Annotated in this window: 29 protein-coding genes; 10 read left to right on the forward strand and 19 right to left on the reverse strand. The window is 52.4% G+C overall.

The features are described 5' to 3' along the window. Positions 1-46: 46 nt before the first annotated feature. The 11 genes from A8O29_RS13285 to A8O29_RS13335 form a co-directional block, all read right to left on the reverse strand. Positions 47-799 (reverse strand): antitermination protein Q, encoded by a 753-nt coding sequence (locus tag A8O29_RS13285; protein WP_125354766.1) that lies wholly within the window; start codon positions 797-799, stop codon positions 47-49. Next, complete coding sequence (locus tag A8O29_RS13290; RefSeq protein WP_125354767.1) at positions 796-1,155, reverse strand: RusA family crossover junction endodeoxyribonuclease; 360 nt, start codon at positions 1,153-1,155, stop codon at positions 796-798. Before A8O29_RS13290 ends, A8O29_RS13285 begins: the two co-directional genes overlap by 4 nt. After that, positions 1,148-1,459 carry a Ref family recombination enhancement nuclease gene (locus A8O29_RS13295; protein ID WP_125354768.1) on the reverse strand — a complete coding sequence of 104 codons (312 nt, stop codon included), beginning with the start codon at positions 1,457-1,459 and terminating at the stop codon, positions 1,148-1,150. The genes A8O29_RS13290 and A8O29_RS13295 overlap by 8 nt, the downstream gene beginning before the upstream one ends. Before the next feature lie 551 nt (positions 1,460-2,010). Beyond that, on the reverse strand, positions 2,011-2,268 hold the full coding sequence (locus A8O29_RS13300) for a lF-82 (RefSeq protein WP_125354769.1): 258 nt from the start codon (positions 2,266-2,268) through the stop codon (positions 2,011-2,013). 232 nt (positions 2,269-2,500) lie between these two features. After that, the gene (locus tag A8O29_RS13305) at positions 2,501-2,809 is read right to left on the reverse strand and encodes a helix-turn-helix domain-containing protein (protein WP_125354770.1); all 309 of its coding nucleotides are present in this window, start codon (positions 2,807-2,809) and stop codon (positions 2,501-2,503) included. After that, entirely contained in the window at positions 2,806-3,036 is a 231-nt protein-coding gene (locus A8O29_RS13310; protein ID WP_125354771.1) for a hypothetical protein, read from the reverse strand. Before A8O29_RS13310 ends, A8O29_RS13305 begins: the two co-directional genes overlap by 4 nt. Before the next feature lie 99 nt (positions 3,037-3,135). Beyond that, positions 3,136-3,756: a DUF1627 domain-containing protein gene (locus A8O29_RS13315; RefSeq protein ID WP_125354772.1), complete on the reverse strand. Its 621-nt coding sequence runs from the start codon at positions 3,754-3,756 to the stop codon at positions 3,136-3,138. Positions 3,757-3,776: 20 nt separating this feature from the next. Beyond that, positions 3,777-4,754 (reverse strand): primosomal protein I, encoded by a 978-nt coding sequence (locus A8O29_RS13320; RefSeq protein WP_174081343.1) that lies wholly within the window; start codon positions 4,752-4,754, stop codon positions 3,777-3,779. Next, positions 4,751-4,996: a DUF4222 domain-containing protein gene (locus A8O29_RS13325; protein WP_125354773.1), complete on the reverse strand. Its 246-nt coding sequence runs from the start codon at positions 4,994-4,996 to the stop codon at positions 4,751-4,753. The genes A8O29_RS13320 and A8O29_RS13325 overlap by 4 nt, the downstream gene beginning before the upstream one ends. Before the next feature lie 14 nt (positions 4,997-5,010). Then, positions 5,011-5,460 carry a toxin YdaT family protein gene (locus A8O29_RS13330; protein WP_125354774.1) on the reverse strand — a complete coding sequence of 150 codons (450 nt, stop codon included), beginning with the start codon at positions 5,458-5,460 and terminating at the stop codon, positions 5,011-5,013. Then, positions 5,460-5,699: a Cro/CI family transcriptional regulator gene (locus A8O29_RS13335; RefSeq protein ID WP_125354775.1), complete on the reverse strand. Its 240-nt coding sequence runs from the start codon at positions 5,697-5,699 to the stop codon at positions 5,460-5,462. Before A8O29_RS13335 ends, A8O29_RS13330 begins: the two co-directional genes overlap by 1 nt. Before the next feature lie 78 nt (positions 5,700-5,777). Between A8O29_RS13335 and A8O29_RS13340 the strand changes: the two genes are divergently transcribed. The 5 genes from A8O29_RS13340 (at position 5,778) to A8O29_RS13360 (ending at position 8,909) form a co-directional block, all read left to right on the forward strand. Then, positions 5,778-6,185, forward strand: a complete 408-nt coding sequence (locus A8O29_RS13340) for a helix-turn-helix domain-containing protein (protein WP_174081344.1) — start codon at positions 5,778-5,780, stop codon at positions 6,183-6,185. A 201-nt stretch (positions 6,186-6,386) separates the two neighbouring features. Beyond that, a complete protein-coding gene (locus tag A8O29_RS13345; protein WP_125354776.1) occupies positions 6,387-7,217 on the forward strand; it encodes a hypothetical protein in 831 nt (276 codons plus the stop codon). Positions 7,218-7,272: 55 nt separating this feature from the next. Then, positions 7,273-7,479, forward strand: a complete 207-nt coding sequence (locus tag A8O29_RS13350; protein WP_125354777.1) for a cell division protein FtsZ — start codon at positions 7,273-7,275, stop codon at positions 7,477-7,479. A 226-nt stretch (positions 7,480-7,705) separates the two neighbouring features. Further along, positions 7,706-7,930, forward strand: coding sequence for a DUF4224 domain-containing protein (locus tag A8O29_RS13355; protein WP_246316677.1), 225 nt, complete (start codon positions 7,706-7,708; stop codon positions 7,928-7,930). Then, positions 7,899-8,909, forward strand: a complete 1,011-nt coding sequence (locus A8O29_RS13360; protein WP_125354778.1) for a tyrosine-type recombinase/integrase — start codon at positions 7,899-7,901, stop codon at positions 8,907-8,909. Before A8O29_RS13355 ends, A8O29_RS13360 begins: the two co-directional genes overlap by 32 nt. Positions 8,910-9,163: 254 nt before the next feature. On the opposite strand, the gene ymiC is transcribed toward A8O29_RS13360, so the two are convergent. The 4 genes from ymiC to topA all read right to left on the reverse strand — a co-directional run bounded on the left by ymiC (position 9,164) and on the right by topA (position 13,815). Then, positions 9,164-9,262: a small membrane protein YmiC gene (gene ymiC / locus A8O29_RS22785; RefSeq protein ID WP_246316614.1), complete on the reverse strand. Its 99-nt coding sequence runs from the start codon at positions 9,260-9,262 to the stop codon at positions 9,164-9,166. A gap of 297 nt (positions 9,263-9,559) precedes the next feature. Then, positions 9,560-9,700 carry a YmiA family putative membrane protein gene (locus tag A8O29_RS13365; protein ID WP_217448704.1) on the reverse strand — a complete coding sequence of 47 codons (141 nt, stop codon included), beginning with the start codon at positions 9,698-9,700 and terminating at the stop codon, positions 9,560-9,562. Positions 9,701-10,045: 345 nt separating this feature from the next. After that, entirely contained in the window at positions 10,046-11,020 is a 975-nt protein-coding gene (gene cysB / locus A8O29_RS13370) for an HTH-type transcriptional regulator CysB (RefSeq protein ID WP_097161090.1), read from the reverse strand. Positions 11,021-11,214: 194 nt separating this feature from the next. Further along, positions 11,215-13,815: a type I DNA topoisomerase gene (topA, locus tag A8O29_RS13375; protein WP_110507929.1), complete on the reverse strand. Its 2,601-nt coding sequence runs from the start codon at positions 13,813-13,815 to the stop codon at positions 11,215-11,217. A 424-nt stretch (positions 13,816-14,239) separates the two neighbouring features. On the opposite strand from topA, the gene A8O29_RS13380 reads away from it, so the two are divergent. Continuing rightward, positions 14,240-14,491, forward strand: a complete 252-nt coding sequence (locus A8O29_RS13380; RefSeq protein ID WP_125354779.1) for a YciN family protein — start codon at positions 14,240-14,242, stop codon at positions 14,489-14,491. Positions 14,492-14,522: 31 nt separating this feature from the next. Here the strand turns inward: A8O29_RS13380 and sohB are convergent, their stop codons facing one another. Then, complete coding sequence (gene sohB, locus A8O29_RS13385) at positions 14,523-15,569, reverse strand: protease SohB (RefSeq protein ID WP_125354780.1); 1,047 nt, start codon at positions 15,567-15,569, stop codon at positions 14,523-14,525. Between the two features lie 262 nt (positions 15,570-15,831). Between sohB and A8O29_RS13390 the strand changes: the two genes are divergently transcribed. Beyond that, positions 15,832-16,590, forward strand: a complete 759-nt coding sequence (locus tag A8O29_RS13390) for a YciK family oxidoreductase (RefSeq protein WP_125354781.1) — start codon at positions 15,832-15,834, stop codon at positions 16,588-16,590. Then, on the forward strand, positions 16,587-17,177 hold the full coding sequence (gene cobO / locus A8O29_RS13395) for a cob(I)yrinic acid a,c-diamide adenosyltransferase (RefSeq protein ID WP_125354782.1): 591 nt from the start codon (positions 16,587-16,589) through the stop codon (positions 17,175-17,177). The genes A8O29_RS13390 and cobO overlap by 4 nt, the downstream gene beginning before the upstream one ends. A gap of 25 nt (positions 17,178-17,202) precedes the next feature. Here cobO and rluB read toward each other — a convergent pair whose 3' ends face one another. Then, on the reverse strand, positions 17,203-18,108 hold the full coding sequence (gene rluB / locus A8O29_RS13400; RefSeq protein ID WP_110507924.1) for a 23S rRNA pseudouridine(2605) synthase RluB: 906 nt from the start codon (positions 18,106-18,108) through the stop codon (positions 17,203-17,205). A 270-nt stretch (positions 18,109-18,378) separates the two neighbouring features. Between rluB and A8O29_RS13405 the strand changes: the two genes are divergently transcribed. Together A8O29_RS13405 and A8O29_RS13410 are read left to right on the forward strand one after the other, a co-directional pair. Next, on the forward strand, positions 18,379-19,233 hold the full coding sequence (locus A8O29_RS13405; protein ID WP_125354783.1) for an AraC family transcriptional regulator: 855 nt from the start codon (positions 18,379-18,381) through the stop codon (positions 19,231-19,233). 58 nt (positions 19,234-19,291) lie between these two features. Continuing rightward, on the forward strand, positions 19,292-19,699 hold the full coding sequence (locus A8O29_RS13410) for a DUF2000 family protein (RefSeq protein WP_125354874.1): 408 nt from the start codon (positions 19,292-19,294) through the stop codon (positions 19,697-19,699). Between the two features lie 41 nt (positions 19,700-19,740). On the opposite strand, the gene A8O29_RS13415 is transcribed toward A8O29_RS13410, so the two are convergent. Further along, positions 19,741-20,361 (reverse strand): L-threonylcarbamoyladenylate synthase, encoded by a 621-nt coding sequence (locus A8O29_RS13415; protein ID WP_125354784.1) that lies wholly within the window; start codon positions 20,359-20,361, stop codon positions 19,741-19,743. Then, the gene (gene rnm / locus A8O29_RS13420) at positions 20,358-21,242 is read right to left on the reverse strand and encodes an RNase RNM (protein ID WP_110507921.1); all 885 of its coding nucleotides are present in this window, start codon (positions 21,240-21,242) and stop codon (positions 20,358-20,360) included. Before rnm ends, A8O29_RS13415 begins: the two co-directional genes overlap by 4 nt. Positions 21,243-21,332 lie beyond the last annotated feature (90 nt).

Consider the following 21,332-nt stretch of genomic DNA (forward strand, 5'->3'; position numbering starts at 1 on the left):
GGCCTTCTCCAGAATAGAGAAGCGCCTGCCTTGAGCTGGAAACACATTACCGAGTGATGCTCTTCAACACATTCTCGGCGTAGGACTCTTCCATGTGGCAGTGTTCAACCAGCCTTTCATAAAACAATTTGAAGTTGCGACGCCAAGTCGTTTCCGTCACACCCAGCGCTTTGAATATCTCAGTATCCTTTAACCTCGGGTAGCCTCTGCCCTTGCAGCGCGGGCATGCTTTATACACTGGCAGACCTTGCAGCTCGGTTTTCTTCTTATCGACCACTTCTCCACGGCCACGACAGCGACACGCATTTTTGAGATGGCCTTTGCCATTACATGGCTTGCAAATCACCCTGACGATCTCCCTTCCCTGCTCTTGTGGCATCCAGGTATCACGAATGCGACAGGACTTCATTGTGAAAACCTCAGCATCGATAAAACCGCTTCCGATGCAGCTGCTGCACTGAAGCTGGCTGGCCGCACTCAGGGAGTAATCACGGAATACATAACCTGCAAGGATACGAAGAAAATTATGCTTCTGTTGATTATCCATTCTTTTCAGCGTTGCGTGACGACCTGAACGTGAAAGAGCTATCTGCTCGATATAGGCAATAATGTCAGCGGGGTTCAGAACGCCAGCTTTGGCAAGGTAGAGTTCAATCCCCACACCTGCTTTCGCATTTGCTAAACCGAGTGCAGCCATAATATCAGTAATGGTCAAAGTATCAGCGGTAATGCCGCATGGTACTGCGCCTGGCATCATCGATTTGGGTGAAAAGTATTGCGGTAACGATTCAAGATTCATTTTGCGTCCTCGATGATAATTTGCCCGGCTTCACCCCATACCTTTGATGTCCGGACATCCCAGATGTGGGAGTCATCGTCAAACAGGGCATCCAGTAGCGATTTAGTCAGATTGTCGATATCGGGTTTCTGCTGGTGTGGCTGGCCGTCCATCTGGTTGCGCTTCTTCTGGCTCCAGCTTTTCGGCATAGGGATGATGAAAATGATGTGCACGTTGGCAGGAGCGATCTGGATATCGTGCAGGCGCACTTCGTCGCAGAACGCGCGGTAGCGCATCACCGGCGGGCGCTGCTTCCACTTATCGCGGACCGTCATGCGGGGTTTCCCGATCGGGGTTATCTGGTAGCGGTTACGCATAGAAGACCCCCAGTTCAATGAGAGTCTGCGTCAGAAGTTCATCTTCGGTACCGAATTTGTCTTCCCAGGTTCTGCGCCCTGCATGTACCGCAACGCCATGACCACCAGTACGGTGATGGGCATGACAAAGTGGGATCACACTGTGGTGACTGGCACGACCGGAAACACCGGTACCAGCGCTACAATGGTGGATTTCAGCGGGTGTATCGCCGTAGTGAAGATTCCGGCAAACAATGCAGCCGAGCTCAGCTACACGAGCAAGATGGAGCTTTTCCGCTTTGGTTTTGCATTTGGTTTTACTCATGCCGGGCCACCAGCATAAGCATATACACCGCTCAGGGGTGAACGGTGCGAAGGTCTTAAAGCATGTGTGTACGCCATCATAATTGACTCTGTTGGCGCAGCGATTACTCAGAAGGAGGGTTCAGCTCCTGGGACTTATTATAACTGTGTTTCTCGTCTTTTAAACCCACCATGGTTCGCATCCTTTCATATTGATCCACAGAGGTTACAAACTCGCCCTTTTTCAGACTGAAACCTCCCTCGACAGTCAACCGGTTGATACTCAATAGAATATCCCCTTTAAAACTACAGATGCCGGGAATCAGTCTTTCCGGGACGTATATAGCGACCATTTTCTCTTTGATAAACATAAGATGTTCCAAATGAAAATTCATAACCCGCGTATGGCGCCATCTTCCCGGTCGATCCGAACGCGCGAAATTCCATTTAAGATGCATTTTTTGTCGTTGTCTGATTTGCGGTACAGATTAAACGCCATCAAACCGAGCGACAGACGAAGACTAATAGGTTCATTAACCCATAAGCCTGCAATCAACAAAGCTAACCTGAGGATTACACCAGCCGAAATTCGTCATCAAACTCTTGTTTCCTGTTGAGCATTGAGCTGTAGGAGACGATGTATGTGATGGCATCGGATAAGCATGTTGGCTTGTCGAACTCTAGCCAGAAGCAATCGTTGTATGTCCGACCGAGCCAAAAGCCACCGCCATAGGCCTTAGCCCGCTGGAAGATAACCCATTCCCCTTCCTGCATCCGGGCAAGCGTATCGCCCCGATAGACAATTGTGTAATTACTGTCTTTGCCACCCATAACCTCCCCCTCAGAAACACTGTATATATACACAGTAAATTACTGGAGGGGTTTTTGCAAACCTCGTGACACGATACAGTAACAATTTAATTTCGTACTAAACTGCTGTTACCCAGCAATCAGCGCCTTCTGCGCAAGAGCATGATTGCAAAGGTAATATATCCTTACATTTCCCACAGCACCTGCTACTACTCGCCTTTATCCTACCGGCAACCGGTGTAGATATTGATGCTCATGCCCTCACCTTGCCACCGCTGCCAAATACCTTGTGGATGTGATAGCCATGCCAGTTGCGGCGGCATTGCTCAGTAATCGGCAAGTCTTCCATCGCCAGCTCCCTTCCCGCCCGGTAAATCGCCGGTGTACGGCCTGTTCGCATCTTGATTACTTCAACCTGGCCTTTGTCTGTCAGGGATTTAAGAGCCCATGCGATGCCTGAGTAACTTACGTCCGGATACATCTCGCTGATCTGACTTACCGTGGCGGTTTCATGCGTCTCGAAGAACGCCATCACCGCCTGGCCTGCTGTCAATGTTTTCACTGTGTCTCCTCCCCTGCCTGAACCTTGTTGATTTTCATATCCCATTGCTCGCGCAGCAGGCGTTTCATCGTCAACTTCGAAGAGCCGGAGTGAAAACTTTGCTCGGCTCGGTGGTGGTTGTAGGGGCACTTAAGCACCCCAGAGGTGATGAATGCCCTGTTTTTGAACCCAAACTCTGTTATCAGGTTGCAGGTCGGGCAACGCGGCATTTCAGTACCAGTCGTCATCGTCATGCCCCCAGCAGCCGTCAGTTAACATCGCGGAAATGCCACACACCACCAGTAGTACTAGCACCACGCAGACCATCCAAAGCAGTACGCCAGCCGTCACAGCATCACCTCCTGGATGAGACGCTTGTGTTTACTAATTTCACGGACCGCGTCACGCAGCCGCTCAAGCTTGACCACCTTGGCTTTTGCGCGACGCAGCTCGCGGTTCACTCCACGCACTGTCGGGACAATGAGATCATCAGGGCATGCCGCGGCGAATGGCGTGATGGAATCCAGCACGGCTGCGACACTGACAGGTTTGTTATCTTTGGCTACGGCTGGCTCGTTGGTTTCTGAGGTGGCATCCGCGATGGAGTAGCGGAACGTGCCGTTATCGCTGACGCGCGTGATTCGCCCTTTGCTGATCGGCATAGCGAGCGTGGCGGCAACCTTCCGGTTTGTGGTTGATAGAACCGTGGCCAGCTCTTCAGTCGATTGCGCACCGCGCTGACGCAAGGCATCGATAATCATGGCCTCGCTGATTTTTACAGTGTCCTGCTCTGTGGACACCTCCGGATCTGCCGGCGACCAGCTCATGCCGTACTGAGCAACCAGCCCGTCTCGTTTGTAATCCCAAAGCTGATTTACCACTTCATTCCGGCTGATTCCGGTGCGCGCCGCGATTTCGATCGACGTCGCCTTTTTCATTGCCCCAAGGGCCTGAAGTACAGTTTCCATAATTTCTCCTGTTTGAATCTTCATCCCCTGAAGCCTTCAGGGATTGTGTTATCTGGCTCTGAAATGGTGTTTACGTCGCGCTGTGATGACTGGCTGCCGTTACCAGGCCCGAGTCGTAGAATTAACTCATCCCATTTTTCACGGAGTTTCCCAGGGCTGAGAATGTTTCGGCACCAGAACGGATCGCCCTGAACACGTTTGAACATGTCGCAAATCTGCCGATGGGTTCGTGCGTCGATAGTTCGCATCAGACGAATTTCGTTCGCCCAAACAGTCCAGTTTGGGTCTTTAGGCCTGGTAACTTCGCCATCAGTCTCAGCGGCCTGTTCGTAAAGTCGCTTGATGCGACCAAAGATCCACTCAGCACACTGCTGGTCTTCCGGGGTTCCCCATTTGCCTTTGCGAGCAAGAGCGTCATTCCCAGATAATTTTTTGGTGTCAGAGGATTCGTTAGAATTCTCGGACGAAGAGTTCTGTGTGATCTCTTGTGTAGTCTCTGTGTAATCTCCTGTATGAAAGTTGGCGGGATCCCCACCAGCCTGTTGGCAGGATTCGCCCCAACTTGTTGGCTGGGTTCCTGCCATCTTGTTGGTGGAGTTACCGCCATCTAGTTGGCGGGGTTCCCTCCTTCTAGTTGGCGGGGTTGCTGCCAACTGTGATTCGGCGCTGGCTGAGAACAATAAAAGCTCTTCAAGACGTTCAGAATTGATCCGGTAATGTACGGTCGCGGGGACACCTCGAAGTTGCTCTTCCAACACGCCTAATGCGACCAGCCTTTTCCTCGAAGTTTCCTGCTCATCTCTGCTTAACCCTGTCTCTTTACGGATGTTTTCTCGCGTCTTGTACATCCAGTCGCCATCCATGCGGTTATGCCAGTAGACAAACTGAGAGAGCAGAACTGCCGCTGCTGGCCCGGCCTTAACCTTTCCCACCCTTATCTGAGCAAAAGCGGGCTGATACGCTATGGGGCGATCAAGCAGCTGAATTAATGTGCTCACGAACTCACCTCAGTAAACGTCAAACTAAACTCTCGCCGCGCCATCTCTAAGGCGTCCCTGTATCCCTCACGGTGATAAACAACGTGAAGTCGTGAACACCGAATAACCTTCACCAAGCATCCGCGTTCGTCGCGATACAGGCTTCCAGGGAAAGGCTCTGTTCGTAGATCCTCAGGTTCTGCCAGGAGACGGAATTGCATCGCATTTTTCATGCGGGTTACTAATTCGTGAGTGTTGTGCATAGCTTTCTCCCGAACTATCCCGCGCGCTGTTGAGCATGCGAAAGGTCAATGTTTATGCCAATCAACTCAGCCAGAGCGGATATTGCTTCGATGCCCTCACGATGAATAACGGCTTTAGACTTTCTCATCAGCACAGCATTGGTTGCCTCGGTACACTCACGGTTGGCATTGGCAATCTGGCTGTGTACGTCGTGCAGCTGCTGCATCTCGGCTTCGATAGCGGCCATGACTGCTGGTGCAAGTTCACGCGCTTGCTTCAAGTAGTTCGCAGTTTCCTTGCGGAATGCACGCTGGATGCGCTGCGTGTTGTTGTGCAGTCGGCGGGTGTAGTCATCTGCGTCAGAAATGCCTTCCAGCACCTCGAGCAAGTCACCGTAGTGATGTTTTGTTATCATCGGAACAACCGCTTTCCAGCGCCCTTCTGCCCAGGACTCCAGCTCAACGGCAAGAAGTTTGATATCCATTAGTCAGACGCTCCCACCAATGCTGTTTTAATCTTCTTGCCACTACGGCGGTCCCGGCGGTACTGGTCGTAAACTTCCTTGTCGTAATGCAGTGCGCCACCCGATGCCTCAGATAAACGTTGCGCGCACCTCTCCGGGACTAATTCTTTCCACTGGCTAACCGCTGATGGGTCGACCCCTGCGGCTTGAGCCACACGTACTCTTGTCCCAAAAAAAATGATAACTGCAGACTTGAACATTGACCTCTCCTTTCCTGAGTTTTCTCAATGGTAGTGCCGCAAGGAAACTCAGGTCAAGAAATATTAAGATTTCTAAATATGAAAGAGATGACGCTAGGCCAAAGAATCAAAGAGCGACGCAAGCAGATCGGCTTAAGCCAGAACGGGCTAAGCAAAGCTGCAGGCGTGTCCGACTCTACTATTTCACTGTGGGAGAGTGACAACACTGCCCCCCGCGGTGCTAACCTGCATAAGCTCGCTGCGGCGCTTCAGTGTTCGCCTACGTGGGTTCTCTTTGGTGACGAGGATAACTCGCCTGGTGAACCTCGAGTTTTAGACGCTGAACAACAGCTCACTGAGGATGAAAAGGAAGTTTTGCGCCTCTATCGAGCCCTTCCTGAATCGGAACAAAGGAATCAGATAGGCGAATTGAAGGCTAGAGTTGAGAATTTTAATCGTCTTTTCACTGAGCTTTTAGCTGCCAGGAAGCGTAACAACCAGCCATAACAACTCTAAATAATTTTTAATTACTTCATATTCAATATGTTGCGTTCCTGCACGCCATTTAAATTGAGTTTTCTCAATAAAAATCATTGACCGACAATCTTGAGAAAACTAATCTAAGCACATCAAGCAATCACCCAGCGGTGATTACTCAGTAAAAAGCGTTCCGTTAGCCGCGATAAGGCCACGATGAGGAATACCGAAATGACTACTAAGCAAAACGCAATAGACCTGGCGCAAACGGCTCGCTGTGAGGCGGCGAACACGGCAAAACGAACCATTGCAGCAATCATCAACAACTGGAATGAGTGCGTTAAACAAGCCGGGTTTATGGGTGTTTTCGACTTCCCGACAACCGGCTACACCCGCAAGGCTCAGCTGATTGCAGACCTGGAACGCTGCGCGGCGCAGCTGGACGATTACGTTGAGCCGTCAAATTACATGGCCACAACCACTGTCGAGCAGCATGCTGCGGATATAGACGCGATTCTCTCCGGCACACTGACTGCAGAACACAAAGCACAGATTGATTTCTTTGCCGCCAATGACCATGCAGCTCGGTGCCTACTGATTGAAGCGGCCCACGCCGAAGCGATTGGAATGGACGCAGAGTTAAACGAAGCGCTGATGGCGCTTAGTACTCCCCTGATTTCTGCTGGCTGGCACCTGCATAGCCCAACTATTGCAGCACAGGCCCTCAGAATGGCTCACGCTAAAGCGTTGGATATGAACGCGGAGTGGGACGAACGTGGTGCAGTGCTGAATGACCGAGCGTTTATCGCTTATTGGGGCTGTAATGAGGATGCGAAATGGCTTCAAGCGGCACGCATGTGGAACGCAATGCGCGACGAAGCCCTGTGCATGAACAGTGCATATCCCACCAGCACCGGCCAAGGTGTTTCGCACAACACGAAAGCGCATTCCGCCCCTCTTTCACTGTTGGGGAATGGTTTGTTAGATGGCGGAGTGCGCTCCCATGTTGTGCCATTGCTGTGTGTAGTCTTGGCGGTACCAGGTTTAAAAAGCCTTATCTGATGCCTCTGGTACCGCCCTTTTTAATCAGCCACCAGCAAATAACCGGAGCATTGTTATGAAAGGTCAGCATTACGGAACAGATTTAAAACCACGTGGAGAAATTTTACCGGGCACCTTAGTGAAACATAACGGTCGTACATATCGTGCCTCCGCTAATGTGACGCGCGGGCTATACATCTCAAGCCTTATAGAGCGCGCATTAATTTGTTCCGAAACAGTTGAAGTCCTTCTTAATGGTAACGGACAGCCCTTAATTAACTAAATAGCATCTAATTGAAGACATGTCTTAGCTGGCAGGGGTTGCTACATCCAAAATACGCAAATGTGATGAATAGGCAGGAATACGCGGAAGTCGTTAATACAGTGCTCTGACGGCTTTGGGATTGCTGATTACTGGTCATCAATATCTTGCCGGGCTACTAAGTATAGTTGTCCGGCCATCTGAAAGGATGATGGTTTTGAATAGTGAAATTCTAACCACTGACGCCATGCGCGAGCTCACGGGGTATACGCGTAAAGGTAAACAGTGTGAATGGTTAGCACATGCTGGAATATGGTTTCGCCCAGACCGCAATGGCTCTCCAAGAACGACCTGGTTCCACGTCAATAATCCGCTAGCCTTACGGCTGGCAGAAAACCGGGAGCCAGAAAATGACACCCCAAACTTTGACGCGGTGCTAAATGGCAGGAAAACGAAAAAACCCAACAGATAACATCCTCCCACCTCGAGTGTATCGGGGTAAAAGTAAATTTGAGTTTCACCCAGCAACCGGTGGGTCTATATCCCTTTGCGCCCTAGACTCCCCGATCTCGCTTGTCTGGGCTCGCTACGAGAGTGAGCTTTTAGACACAGCGGACAGAAAAAGTGTGGCAGGCTTGATTGCGGATTTTTTTGCCAGCGCTGACTTTTCCCGCCTGAGCAGTGAAACTCAGGGGGACTATAAAAAATATTCTCGAAAGCTGATCCCAGTCTTCGGGAAAATGCACCCCGACCTGATTAAACCGGAACATATACGTAAGTATTTAGATGTTAGGGGTACGGCTGCACCTGTTCAGGCAAACAGAGAAAAAAGCTTTCTGAGCAGAGTTTACACATGGGGCTATGAACGCGGAATGGTGAAAGGAAACCCCACCTCTGGCGTGAGAAGATTTTCAGAGGATGCGCGAGAGCGATACATTACTGATGAAGAATACGCAGCGCTGTACAGTGTATCCCCTCTCCTGGTTCAGGTAGCAATGGAGATTGCATATCTATGCTGCGCCCGACAGGCCGACGTTCTCGGCCTGCAAAAATCACAGCTATTGGATGACGGGATTTTTATTCGCCAGGGTAAGACAGGCAAGAAGCAGATAAAAGCATGGTCGGATCGTCTTTCGACGGCCATCGCTATGGCGGGTGGTCTTCCTACTAAACCGGGAATGAGTAGCCTCTATGTGCTCCGCCAGCGAAATGGATCCAGGTATCAGAGAGCCGCGTTTAATAATCATTGGAACGCCGCACGTGAAGTTGCGGCTGAAAAATTCACGCATATCTCATTCGATTTCACATTCCACGACCTCAAGGCTAAGGGGATTTCAGATCTCGAAGGCACTCTGCAGGAGAAGCAAACAATTTCTGGTCACAAGCTGATATCACAAACTGCGAGATATGACAGGAAGACGAAAGTAGTGCCAGTAGTTGGAGGACAATAAGAGAAATCATGTTAGGAATGATGTTAGGAAATACGGTTAATAGAAATCACAGACTCAGTAATGACGCGGGTTTAGAGTGTTGAAATGGAGAAAATGACAGGGATTGCGAAACCCTGATACTCCTCAGGGTCTGTCTATAAAGATAACACAACCAAAACGTAACGCTTTGATAACAACCCAAATTGATAAATGGCAGGGAAACATGACAGGCAGAAAAAAGAAAACCCGGCGTAAGCGCCGGGTTTATCAGAGGATTATTTGATGAGCATCCAGACCAGCTGGCACCAGAAAAGGACTGAAAAAGTAAACACTCCAATCCATGACCAGTATTTCAGGTTACGGTTCGTATCCATTATATTAACACCCATAGTTATTCATTCTGACCGCCTATTCAGGCAGTGGTCTTATTGCTGTGGTGTATTTATTAACGAGTACAAAAACGAACGTACTGCAAACTCACCGAAATATTAATTTGAATGATTAGCTTTTTTTATCGTCGACATCAGCGAAGGAATCAATAAAACCCTTCTGCTGGGCCGTCAGTTTCCAGGAGGCAGGAACGGTTACCGGCCCCTTTTTGCGGTCTTGCGGTTTGTCATTTGACTGACATGTGGCCTTCACGGGCAGAGTCTGACCAGAAACAACCATTTTTAACCCCAATATTTCCAGATGAGCAGTGCAACAACCACCCAAAACAGCGCAGAGCCCAGGAATACCGCCCGCCAGGCTTTTCGCTTCAGCTCAGCATCCCTCTGCGGTTCTTCACGTCCTGATGGCATTGCTAACCTCATACAATCGGCGTCACTTATCATTGTTGCACCGAACAATCGGTACCAGTAATCATCATTGAGATAAATCCTAATTAAAAAAGCGCTAAAAATCCAGCGATTTTACGAATGGTTGTCCATTGGATCTTCAATCTTTGACGGCAAATAAATAATTGACGATAAAAATTTGCGTAGCAGCAAAATAGTTTCTACTTTTGTCGAGTTTTAACAGCACATTAATGGGTATAGAGGAATGGGGAATGGAAACCAGAAAAGGGATAAATGCAAATGAGGGAGATTTTAATTTACGTTAAGTGATCCATTTCACGATATCCCCGTCGCCAGGGATATCATTAATACCCTGCGGAATTATTTCTCAGGTAATTTAATATCTTTAAACATCTCTTCGATATCTTCATTCGAGCGCAGCGCCACTGCGGTATCGACCACGTCGCGGGTCAGGTGCGGTGCAAAGCGCTGAATAAAATCATACATGTAGCTGCGCAGGAAGGTGCTGCGGCGGAAACCAATCTTGGTGGTGCTGTGGCTGAAGATATCGCCAGCTTCGAGCTTGATAAGATCAGGATCGGAAACCGGGTCAACGGCCATGCTCGCAATCACGCCCACGCCCAGACCCAGGCGCACATAGGTTTTGATAACGTCAGCATCAGTTGCAGTGAATACGATACGCGGCGTCAGCCCTGCGCGATTGAACGCGGTGTCCAGCTCTGAGCGCCCGGTGAAACCAAAGGTGTAGGTGACCAGCGGGTACTGCGCCAGTTCTTCGATGGTCACCGACCCTTTCCCTGCCAGCGGATGATCCGGCGTCACCACAATAGAACGGTTCCAGTGGTAGCAAGGCAGCATCACCAGGTCGTCATACAGATGCAGCGCTTCGGTGGCGATGGCGAAATCAGCATTGCCTTTAGAGACCGCCTCGGCGATTTGCGTCGGCGACCCCTGGTGCATGTGCAACGACACGCGCGGGTAACGCTCAATAAAGCCTTTGATAACGCCCGGCAGCGCATAACGCGCCTGCGTGTGGGTGGTTGCCACGTAAAGCGAGCCTTTATCGGGCCAGGTGTGTTCCCCGGCAACCGACTTTATCGCATCGACTTTAGACAAGACTTCGCGCGCGATACGGATAATTTCCTGCCCCGCCGGCGTCACCTGCGTCAGGTGTTTTCCACTTCGGGCAAATATCTGGATACCCAGCTCATCCTCGAGCATGCGGACCTGTTTACTGATGCCAGGCTGAGAGGTATACAACCCTTCAGCGGTCGAGGAAACATTGAGGTTATGGTTCACAACCTCAACGATATAACGGAGTTGCTGTAGTTTCATGACCGGTATCCGATATGCGTATGGCGCGGTTGCCTAATACGATTTAATAATAAAAAAGTGGTTAACTATAACCACTATATCATTTATACCGGATGTGTATAGATGTGAAGAAAAAATAATAACGTGGCTATTTTTACCAAAAGAAAGGGCCGCAGAGCGGCCCTTAACGGTGTATTCAGTGATTCAGAAACGCGTTACTTCTTCGCGACTTCCTGCCACTTGCCGTCGATAAAGAAGGCGGACCAACCGGTCGCTTTGCCGTCTTTTTCAGAAGACACATACTGCTGCTTCGTTTTGCGGCTGAAACGCACCATGGTCTTGTTACCCTGGCCGTCTTCCTGCGGAGCATCTGCCAGATAGCGCAGTTTTTCCGGCAGACGGTCACGGAAGCGGTACAGTTCTTCCACTAACGGCGCACGTGTTTCACGCGATTTAGGGAAGGTATTCGCCGCCAGGAACACGCCCGCAGCGCCATCACGCAGCACGAAGTACGCATCTGATTTCTCACACTGCAGTTCTGGCAGCGGAGTCGGATCTTCCTTCGGCGGCGCAACTTCACCGTTACGCAGGATCTTACGGGTATTCTTGCAATCGTCGTTGGTACAGGCCATGTACTTACCAAAACGTCCCATTTTCAGGTGCATTTCAGAACCACATTTTTCACACTCAACGATTGGGCCGTCATAGCCCTTGATGCGGAACTCGCCTTCTTCGATTTCGTAACCGTCGCAGGTCGGGTTGTTACCACAGACGTGCAGCTTACGTTTCGGATCGATAAGGTAGCTGTCCATCGCCGTGCCGCATTTGACACAACGGCGTTTAGCACGCAGCGCGTTGGTTTCCGCGTCGTCGCCTTCCAGCACGTTCAGGACTTCGTTTTCCGGCACCAGGTTAATGGTGGTTTTGCAACGCTCTTTCGGCGGTAACGCATAGCCGGAACAGCCCAGGAACACGCCGGTGCTCGCGGTACGGATACCCATCTTACGGCCACAGGTTGGGCAGTCGATGCTGGTCATGATCATCGGGTTAGGCTGCATACCGCCTTCTTCCGGATCTTTCTCCGCCGTTTCGAGCTGACGAGTAAAGTCGCCGAAGAAGTCGTTCAGAACCTGCTTCCACTCGGCTTGATGGTTTGCGACCTGGTCGAGGCTGCTTTCCATCTGCGCGGTGAAGTCGTAGTTCATCAGCTCGCGGAAGTTATCTTCCAGACGATCGGTGACGATCTCGCCCATTTTCTCGGCGTAGAAACGACGGCTTTCAACGCGAACATAGCCACGATCCTGAATGGTCGAAATGATCGACGCATAGGTAGACGGACGGCCGATGCCACGTTTTTCCAGTTCTTTAACCAAAGACGCTTCGCTGAATCGCGCTGGCGGCTTGGTAAAGTGCTGAGCAGGAAGCAGCTCAACCAGAGTCAGCTCTTCGCCTTTTTTCACTGGCGGCAGCGTACGGTCTTCGTCGCCTTTACGCAGCGCAGGCATGACTTTCGTCCAGCCGTCGAAGCGCAGCGTACGACCCCGTGCTTTCAGTTTGAAATCACCGGCGCCTACGGTCAGCGTGGTGGAATCGTACTGTGCTGGCGTCATCTGGCACGCCACAAACTGGCGCCAGATCAGTTGATACAGTTTCTGCGCGTCAGCTTCCATGTCTTTCAGAGACTCGGCCACAACCGCGACATCAGAAGGACGAATGGCTTCGTGCGCTTCCTGTGAATTCTCTTTGCTGGCGTACTGATTGGCGTTTTCCGGCAGATATTTCTTACCGAAGTTTTCGCCAATGTAGTCGCGAACCATGCTTACCGCGTCCTGACTCAGGTTAGTGGAGTCGGTACGCATATAAGTGATGTGACCTGCTTCATACAGACGCTGAGCCATCATCATGGTTTTCTTCACGCCGTAGCCGAGACGGGTACTTGCCGCCTGCTGAAGCGTGGAGGTGATGAACGGCGCGCCCGGCTTGCTGCTGGTCGGCTTATCTTCACGATCGAGTACGCTGTAGCGCGCTTTTTCAAGCTGGCTAACGGCGGCCATGGTTTCGTCACGGGTTACCGGACGGAACGGCTTATCGTGATGATGGCTGACTTCCAGCGGCAGCGCGTCGCCTGATGGCGTCGCGGTGTTGGCGTCAATTTCCCAGTACTCTTCCGGGACGAACGCTTTAATTTCGCGTTCACGCTCGACGACCAGACGTACCGCAACAGACTGTACACGTCCTGCTGACAGGCCACGGGCAATCTTTTTCCACAGCAGCGGAGAGACCATGTAACCCACCACGCGGTCGACGAAACGACGCGCCTGCTGAGCGTTTACACGATCGATATTCAGTTCACCCGGCGTGTCAAACGCCTGACGAATCGCATTCTTGGTTATCTCGTTAAACACCACGCGGCTATAGCGTGAGTCATCACCCCCGATCACTTCCCGCAGGTGCCATGCAATGGCCTCCCCTTCGCGGTCAAGGTCAGTTGCGAGATAGATATGGTCAGCTTTTTCAGCTAACTGTTTGAGTTCAGCGACAACCTTTTCTTTACCTGGCAGCACTTCATACTGGGCAGCCCAGTCGTGCCACGGATCAACGCCCATGCGGTTTACAAGCGCACCGCGTTCATCCTTTTTCGGCTTTTTGGCCGGTTTGGCGGCGGTAGAGTCGGCGCTCTTTTTGCTTGCTGAGCCACTGGTCGGCAGATCACGGATATGACCCACGCTGGATTTCACCACGTAGTCATTACCCAGGTACTTATTGATCGTTTTGGCTTTTGCCGGGGACTCAACGATAACGAGAGCTTTACCCATATTCACCTTTACCTAATTTGATTCTTCCAGGAATACGCACTTTCCAAAAGGAGGTGGTGCATATATCGCACTTGAATTCACCTTCCACTGGCGACGTGCCTAAATCTTGTGGCGGCGTCAATGGATATCAACCCCTTCTCTGGTCCGGCCCCAGAAGCCTGAGTCAGAGGATTGAGTTTGCTGGCCTTTTCCTGCCAGGTGGTATAGCACGAAGAATTTTCGGTCGAATGTCAAGCAATTCTGTTGCCAGAATGCGAAAGCGTCACACTGTACCTGATAAAATCCGTTACGCAACTTTATTAGCATGCAAAAGCAAATCCCGCCAGCCGACGAGACCTCGCGATGTCCTTGTGTTTAACAGGGAAAATTTGCCCGCATGGCGCGCCGGGCGTAAACTGTTGGCAGTGTTTTAGAGGAGTCCGTGATGCAAGAAACATCCCAACCTATCGATAGCCAGTCCCTGCTGGTAGAAGCTAACCGCCTGATCCGTGAACATGACGATACGATGAAAGGTATCGAAGCCACCGGCGTAACGCAGCGCAACGGCGTGCTGGTGTTCAGCGGTGAGTACTATCTTGATGAACAAGGCCTGCCGACGCCAAAGAGCACCGCGGTGTTCAATATGTTCAAATATCTGGCCCACCAGCTGTCAGAAAAATACCACCTGGTTGATTAAAAAAATGCGAGGCTCAGGCCTCGCATTTCATTTACATCATCGGTTTCTGCCCGCGCTGCCACCAGCGCATCAACAAATGATCTGCGCTTTCCGCCGCACTGCCGGTAAAACGGTCCATCAGTTTCTTGCGTTGCAGATAACGCACGTTTAGCACTTCATGCCCGTCCATTAATCCGAGCAGCAGGTCGTCACTGGTGCCAATTTCATCCACCAGCCCTTTATCCTGAGCCTGTTGACCGTACCAGTGTTCGCCGGTCGCCACCTGGTCAATGTCCAGCTGCGGACGCATCTGATGCACAAAATCTTTAAACAGCAGATGGGTTTCGTTGAGATCTTCGCGGAACTTCTGTCGCCCTTCTTCGGTATTTTCACCGAGCAGCGTCAGCGTGCGTTTATATTGGCCCGCTGTATGCAATTCGATGTCGATATCTTTATTTTTCAGGAAACGGTTAAAGTTCGGGATCTGCGCAACCACACCGATGGAGCCGATAATGGCGAACGGTGCGGAGACAATTTTGTTGCCGACGCAGGCCATCATGTAGCCGCCGCTGGCCGCCACTTTATCGACCGCAATGGTCAGTGGGACCTGCTTATCGCGAAGACGCTGAAGCTGTGACGCGGCAAGTCCATAGCCGTGCACCACGCCGCCAGGGCTCTCCAGACGCACAACCACCTGGTCCTGCGGTTTGATCACCGCCAGCACTGCCGTCACTTCTTCGCGCAACGCGGTCACTTCATGGGCGTCCATGCTGCCTTTGAAATCCAGCACCCAAACTTTGGGCTTATCGCTGGTTTCTTTCACGCCCTTCTTCGCGTTAGCCTTCGCCGTTTTGGCTTCAAGCTTGTGCTTTTTCTTCTGCGCTTTGTGCCAGAGTTTTTGCTGCGGGGCGTCAAGCAACGCCACGCTCATGTCTTCCTGCATCTCTTTATATTGTTCACTGAGATTGGTGATCCGCAGCTCTCCGCGCTGCCTTTTACGTTGGGTAAGATTCACGATTAGCGTAGCAACTACCGCAATCGCGACCACAATCGTGGCGATTTTCGCCAAAAACAACCCATATTGAGAAAGTAGTTCCACGCTTCCACCTTGAAAAGAATCACTCGGATATCGCGCACAGTGTACAACAGCCCATACGGTGCGTCTCCCGCCTGAATTGTACGATGCGAGCATGCTTCCCGTTTTGTTCGTGACCAATGAAATGATTGCAAAATGTTAATTCTGAACAGGCTTTCCGTCTGGCTGATTGAAATACCCCGCCGTTTAGGGCATAAAGCCGAAAAGCGAACAAACAGAAGCAGAACAGTAACGTGGTGCGACGAAGCGCCACAGGAGAGAGCCCGTGCATTATCAACCGCAACTCGAATTGCTACAAAATCGCATCATTCTGGTTACCGGCGCCAGCGACGGTATCGGTCGCGAAGCCGCTCTGACCTACGCCCGCTACGGTGCGAGTGTGGTTCTCTTGGGCCGTAATGAAGAAAAGCTGCGGGCCGTTGCCCAGCAGATTCAGCAGCAAGGCGGCATTGCGCCACAGTGGTTTACGCTGGATTTACTCACCTGTACGCCAGAAGCCTGCCAGCAGTTGGCGCAGAAAATCAGCATTCACACGCCGCGCCTCGATGGCGTCCTGCATAACGCAGGTCTGTTAGGTGACGTCGTACCGATGGACCAGCAAAAGCCGGAAGTCTGGCAGGATGTGATGCAGGTAAACGTCAACGGCACCTTTTTCCTCACCCAGGCGCTTCTTCCTTTATTACTCAAATCTGATTCCGGTTCGCTGGTCTTCACCTCGTCCAGCGTCGGGCAACAGGGCCGGGCCAACTGGGGCGCGTATGCGGTTTCCAAATTCGCCACCGAAGGCATGATGCAGGTGCTGGCCGAAGAGTATCAGGGCCAGCTGCGTGTCAACTGCATTAACCCGGGCGGCACCCGCACCGGGATGCGGGCCAGCGCCTTCCCAACGGAAGATCCGCAGAAGCTTAAAACCCCTGCCGACATTATGCCGCTGTATCTGTGGCTGATGGGTGACGATAGCCGTCGAAAAACCGGGATGACTTTCGATGCCCAGCCGGGCCGCAAACCAGGGATTTCACAATGAGTGACGACCGTCATCGCGAACGACAACAGCGCCTGAAAGAGAAAGTCGACGCTCGCGTCGCCGACGCCCAGGAAGAGCGCGGCATCCTGCTGGTGCTTACCGGTAACGGTAAAGGCAAAACCACGGCGGCATTTGGCACGGCTACGCGCGCGGTGGGTCATGGCAAGAAAGTCGGCGTGATTCAGTTCATCAAGGGCGAATGGCCGAACGGCGAGCGTAACTTGCTCGAGCCTCACGGTGTGGAGTTTCAGGTGATGGCGACCGGTTTTACCTGGAACACGCAGGATAAAGCGGGTGATACCGCCGCCTGTTTAATGGTCTGGGCGCATGCGAAGCGCATGATGGCCGATGCCAGCCTGGATATGGTTATCCTCGATGAGCTTACGTATATGGTGGCTTATGATTATCTGCCGCTGGAAGAGGTGCTGACCGCGCTGCGCAACCGTCCACATCACCAGACGGTTATCGTCACGGGTCGCGGCTGTCATCGGGATATTCTGGAGATGGCGGATACAGTGAGCGAGCTGCGCCCGGTGAAGCATGCCTTCGATGCAGGCATTAAAGCGCAACTCGGTATCGACTATTAAAAAAGGCCCCTCGGGGCCTTTTTTCTTATGAACCGCTACCGTTGTTTCGGCTGCTGGAGCGACGACCATTCCCGCTGGTCTTCGCTGGCTTACCGCCCACCTGCGTGTGACGTTTCACAGCGCGGCGGATCTGGTTGGCCTTCACGCGGCGACGATCTTTTTCGACCGCCACTTTGGATTCGGTTTCCGGCTTCAGCTCTACCAGCTCACGCAGGTAGTTGGTCTGGGCCAGATCCAGCTCGGTGTAACCCCCGCGCGGCAGGCCTTTTGGCAACGGAATATCACCGTAACGCACGCGGATAAGACGGCTAACCTGCACGCCTACTGCTTCCCACAGGCGACGTACTTCGCGGTTACGCCCTTCAGTCAGGGTCACGTTGTACCACTGGTTGATCCCTTCGCCACCGGTAAACTTGATGGTTTTGAATGCTGCCGGGCCGTCTTCAAGCTGCACGCCACGTGAAAGCTGACGCAATTTATTCTCGTCAACTTCACCGAACACACGCACGGCGTATTCACGCTCAACTTCGCGGCTCGGGTGCATCAGGCGATTCGCCAGTTCACCGTCGGTGGTGAACAGCATCAGGCCGCAGGTGTTGACGTCCAGACGCCCTACGGCAATCCAGCGCGCGCCGCGCAGTTTTGGCAGACGGTCAAACACCGTCGGACGCCCTTCCGGGTCGCTACGGGTACACAGCTCGCCTTCTGGCTTGTAGTACGCCAGCACACGGCAAATCTGTTCCACGGATTCTTTAACGGAAATCAGATGTCCGTCGATACGAATTTTAAGACCGGGAATAACTTCAACGCGATCGCCCAGCGTGGCAACTTTGCCATCAACGCTGACACGACCGGCCTGAATCATGGTTTCGATTTCACGGCGGGAGCCGTGGCCGGCACGGGCCAGCACTTTCTGTAATTTCTCGCTCATCGAGCATCCTTTAGGTGTCGCCTTCCCAGGCGTCTGGTATATATGCAAAATCAACACGTTAGATAAAACTGAACGCATCAACAGAACTCATTTTTCGCCCCGGGTGAATCGTTCTCAACCCGCACGGCGCTGCGTGACCGCATATCTTACATGAATTTTAGGCTAAATGATTCATCTCGTTACACCCGACGCCCGGCTTTCCTCGCTGCACTTTACCTGGCACCCATTCATGTCAATAATGATTACCTCTCGTTTTCCCGGAGAAGGTTAATGAAAGACACCGACGAGCGGATCCACCCTGACAGCTGCCTGACCCTTCAGCGGGATGCCGATACCGGCATTGAAAGCGTCAGCGCGCACTTTAAAGGCCATGCCTACGACCCGCATGACCACGACGAAGTGCTGCTCGGCGTGACGCAGCAAGGGCTGCAGCGCTTTCATTGTCACCGGGCGCTGCACACCAGCACGCCGGGCCGAGCGATGTTGATTGAACCTGGCGCCGTGCATGACGGACACGCGCCGGATGCCGGAGGGTTTACCTATGCGATGCTCTACATTCCGCAGCGTTGGTTTTCCGGGATGATGGACGCCCGTGGACTGGGGGATATTTCCGCCCTCGGTTCGGCTTTTCGCAACACGCTGACCGACGATATCGCGCTGACGCAGGCTATTCAGCAGAGCTTCTTTGCCCTGCACCACCAGGAAGGCCGTCTGGCACGCGATCAAAGCCTGGACCACCTGCTGGAACACCTTTCAACGCATATCCGTCAACGCCCGGCGTCGGCACAGAATGATGCCCAGCGTCAGATGTACCAGGTGCGGGATTATCTTCATGACAGGATGGGCAGCGATATTGGCCTTGATGAGCTGGCCGCCTGGGCCGGAATTGACCGCTTCCGGCTGAGCCGTCAATTTAAAAACACTTTCGGCTTAAGCCCCCATGCGTGGCTGGTTCGCCTGCGTTTACGCACGGCACGGATGCTGCTCGCCAAAGGCGAAGACCTGGCGCAGGTCGCGTCGCTGGTCGGTTTTGCCGACCAAAGCCATATGGGCCGCTGGTTCCAGCGTGCCTATCGCCTTTCGCCCGCCGCTTACCAGCGCCAGTGCACAAACGTTCTATCTTAGCCCCCGCCAAACTTCCATTCTGTTTATTCACAACAAGAATGAAGGAAGAAAACCTGTGATTTTTGACACCAAAAATGCGCTTATCGTCCGCAATGATTTAGCCGTCTGGCAGCGCCTGAACGTCGTGGCATTTCTGGCCACCGGCATTACCGCTGCGGCCCCTGAAATCCTCGGCCAGCCTTACGTGGACGGTCTTGGCCGCCAGTACGGTCAGCTCGCGGGCGAACCGATGCTGATTTTTGAAGCCGACCTGGAAGCGTTACAAAAGGTGCATCTGAAAGGTATTGAACGCGAACTGACCCTGACACCCTACGTGGAAGCGATGTTTTCAACGGGCCATGACCAAGCGAACCGGGAAGTGTTTCTTGCTGAAGATGCCGCGCGGCTGAATCTGGTGGGTCTGGCGATTCGCGGGCCAAAAAAGGCGGTGGATAAAGTCATTAAAGGGCTAAAACTGCATCCGTAAGGGTTCAAGAAAAAGCGGCAGTGAATGCCGCTTCTTCAAGCTTAACTGAACGGTTTTATGTCGCCCACGCCTTCACGCAGAACCACCGGCGAATCGTCCGTCAGATCGATAACCGTGGTCGGCTGCTGGCCGAGATAACCGCCGTGAATAATCAAGTCGACCTGCTTCTCCAGATGATCTTTGATCTCTTCCGGATCGGATTCGGTAAAATCATTGCCCGGCAGCATCAGTGACGTGGAAAGCATAGGTTCGCCTAGCGCTTCCAGCAGCATCTGTGCAATCGGGTTCGACGGCACACGCATCCCAATGGTCTTACGCTTTTCCTGCAACAGGCGGCGCGGCACCTCTTTCGTCCCTTTCAGGATGAAGGTGTAGTTGCCCGGCGTGTTGTTCTTAATCAGGCGAAACGCCACGTTATCCACGTAGGCGTACGTCGAGATCTCAGACAGATCGCGGCACACCAGGGTGAAGTTGTGACCGTCGGGCAAATGACGAATCCGGCAGATCCGCTCCATCGCGCCCTTGTCTTCAATTTTGCAGCCCAACGCATACCCGGAATCAGTGGGATAAACGATAACGCCGCCCTTACGCACAATTTCAACGGCCTGATTAATCAGACGTTGCTGCGGGTTGTCCGGATGGACATAAAAAAACTGACTCATACTTCCCTCTCGTTGATCTTTTGGGGCTGTGTTTCCCAACTTTGCCACACGCCTTCTACCCCGGCGGGGAGCCACAGCTTGCGTCCGAGTTCTATCCACGGACAGGGCTGATGAAAATCAGAGCCCTGCGACGCCAGTAAACCGTACTGACGCGCATAGGTGGCAAGCTGCGCACGCTCGTGGGGAGCCTGCTGACACTGGGCGACTTCCATGGCGTCGCCGCCACATTCACTGAAATGAGCCAGCAGTCTTTTCAGCCACTTAGCTGAAAGATTATAACGTCCTGGATGAGCGATTACCGCCTTGCCGCCAGAATGATGAATCACATCAATAGCTTGATCTATTGTACACCACTGCGGCGGAACGTATCCGGTTTTACCGCGGGCCAGATATTTTTTAAAGACGTCGTTAAAGTTGCTCGCTCTGCCGGATTCCACCAGAAAACGAGCGAAGTGGCCTCGCGTCACCGCCCCGCCATCCGCCAGGGCTAACGCCCCTTCCCACGCGCCCGGAATCTGCGCTTTTTCCAAACGTTCAGCGATAAGTTTAGCGCGCTGCTGGCGACGCTCGGTTTGCGCCGCCAGAAAGGCGGTCATCTCCGGGTGTTCAATATCAATGTTGAGGCCGACGATGTGGATATCGTGATTTTCCCAGACGGTGGAAATTTCCACCCCGGTAATCAATTCGAGCGGCAGTTCGGCGCGGGCGATCTCAGCCCGGGCGGCGGGAATGGCCGCCACGGTGTCGTGATCGGTAATCGCCAACGTGCCCACGCGCATTTCCAGCGCACGATGCACCAGTTCCTCAGGCGTCAAACGGCCATCAGAGGCGGTGGTGTGGCTGTGCAGGTCGTAAATTACGGCGTAGGGATGGTCGCTCAAAATCACTCCGGTGTTCAGTTATCACTATCAGGTTTGGGTTTGACGGCGCCCATCATAGCCTTACTGAATGAATTTCTGAAATCAGGGGTT

This window comes from Scandinavium goeteborgense (assembly GCF_003935895.2).
In the GTDB taxonomy this organism is placed as follows: domain Bacteria; phylum Pseudomonadota; class Gammaproteobacteria; order Enterobacterales; family Enterobacteriaceae; genus Scandinavium; species Scandinavium goeteborgense.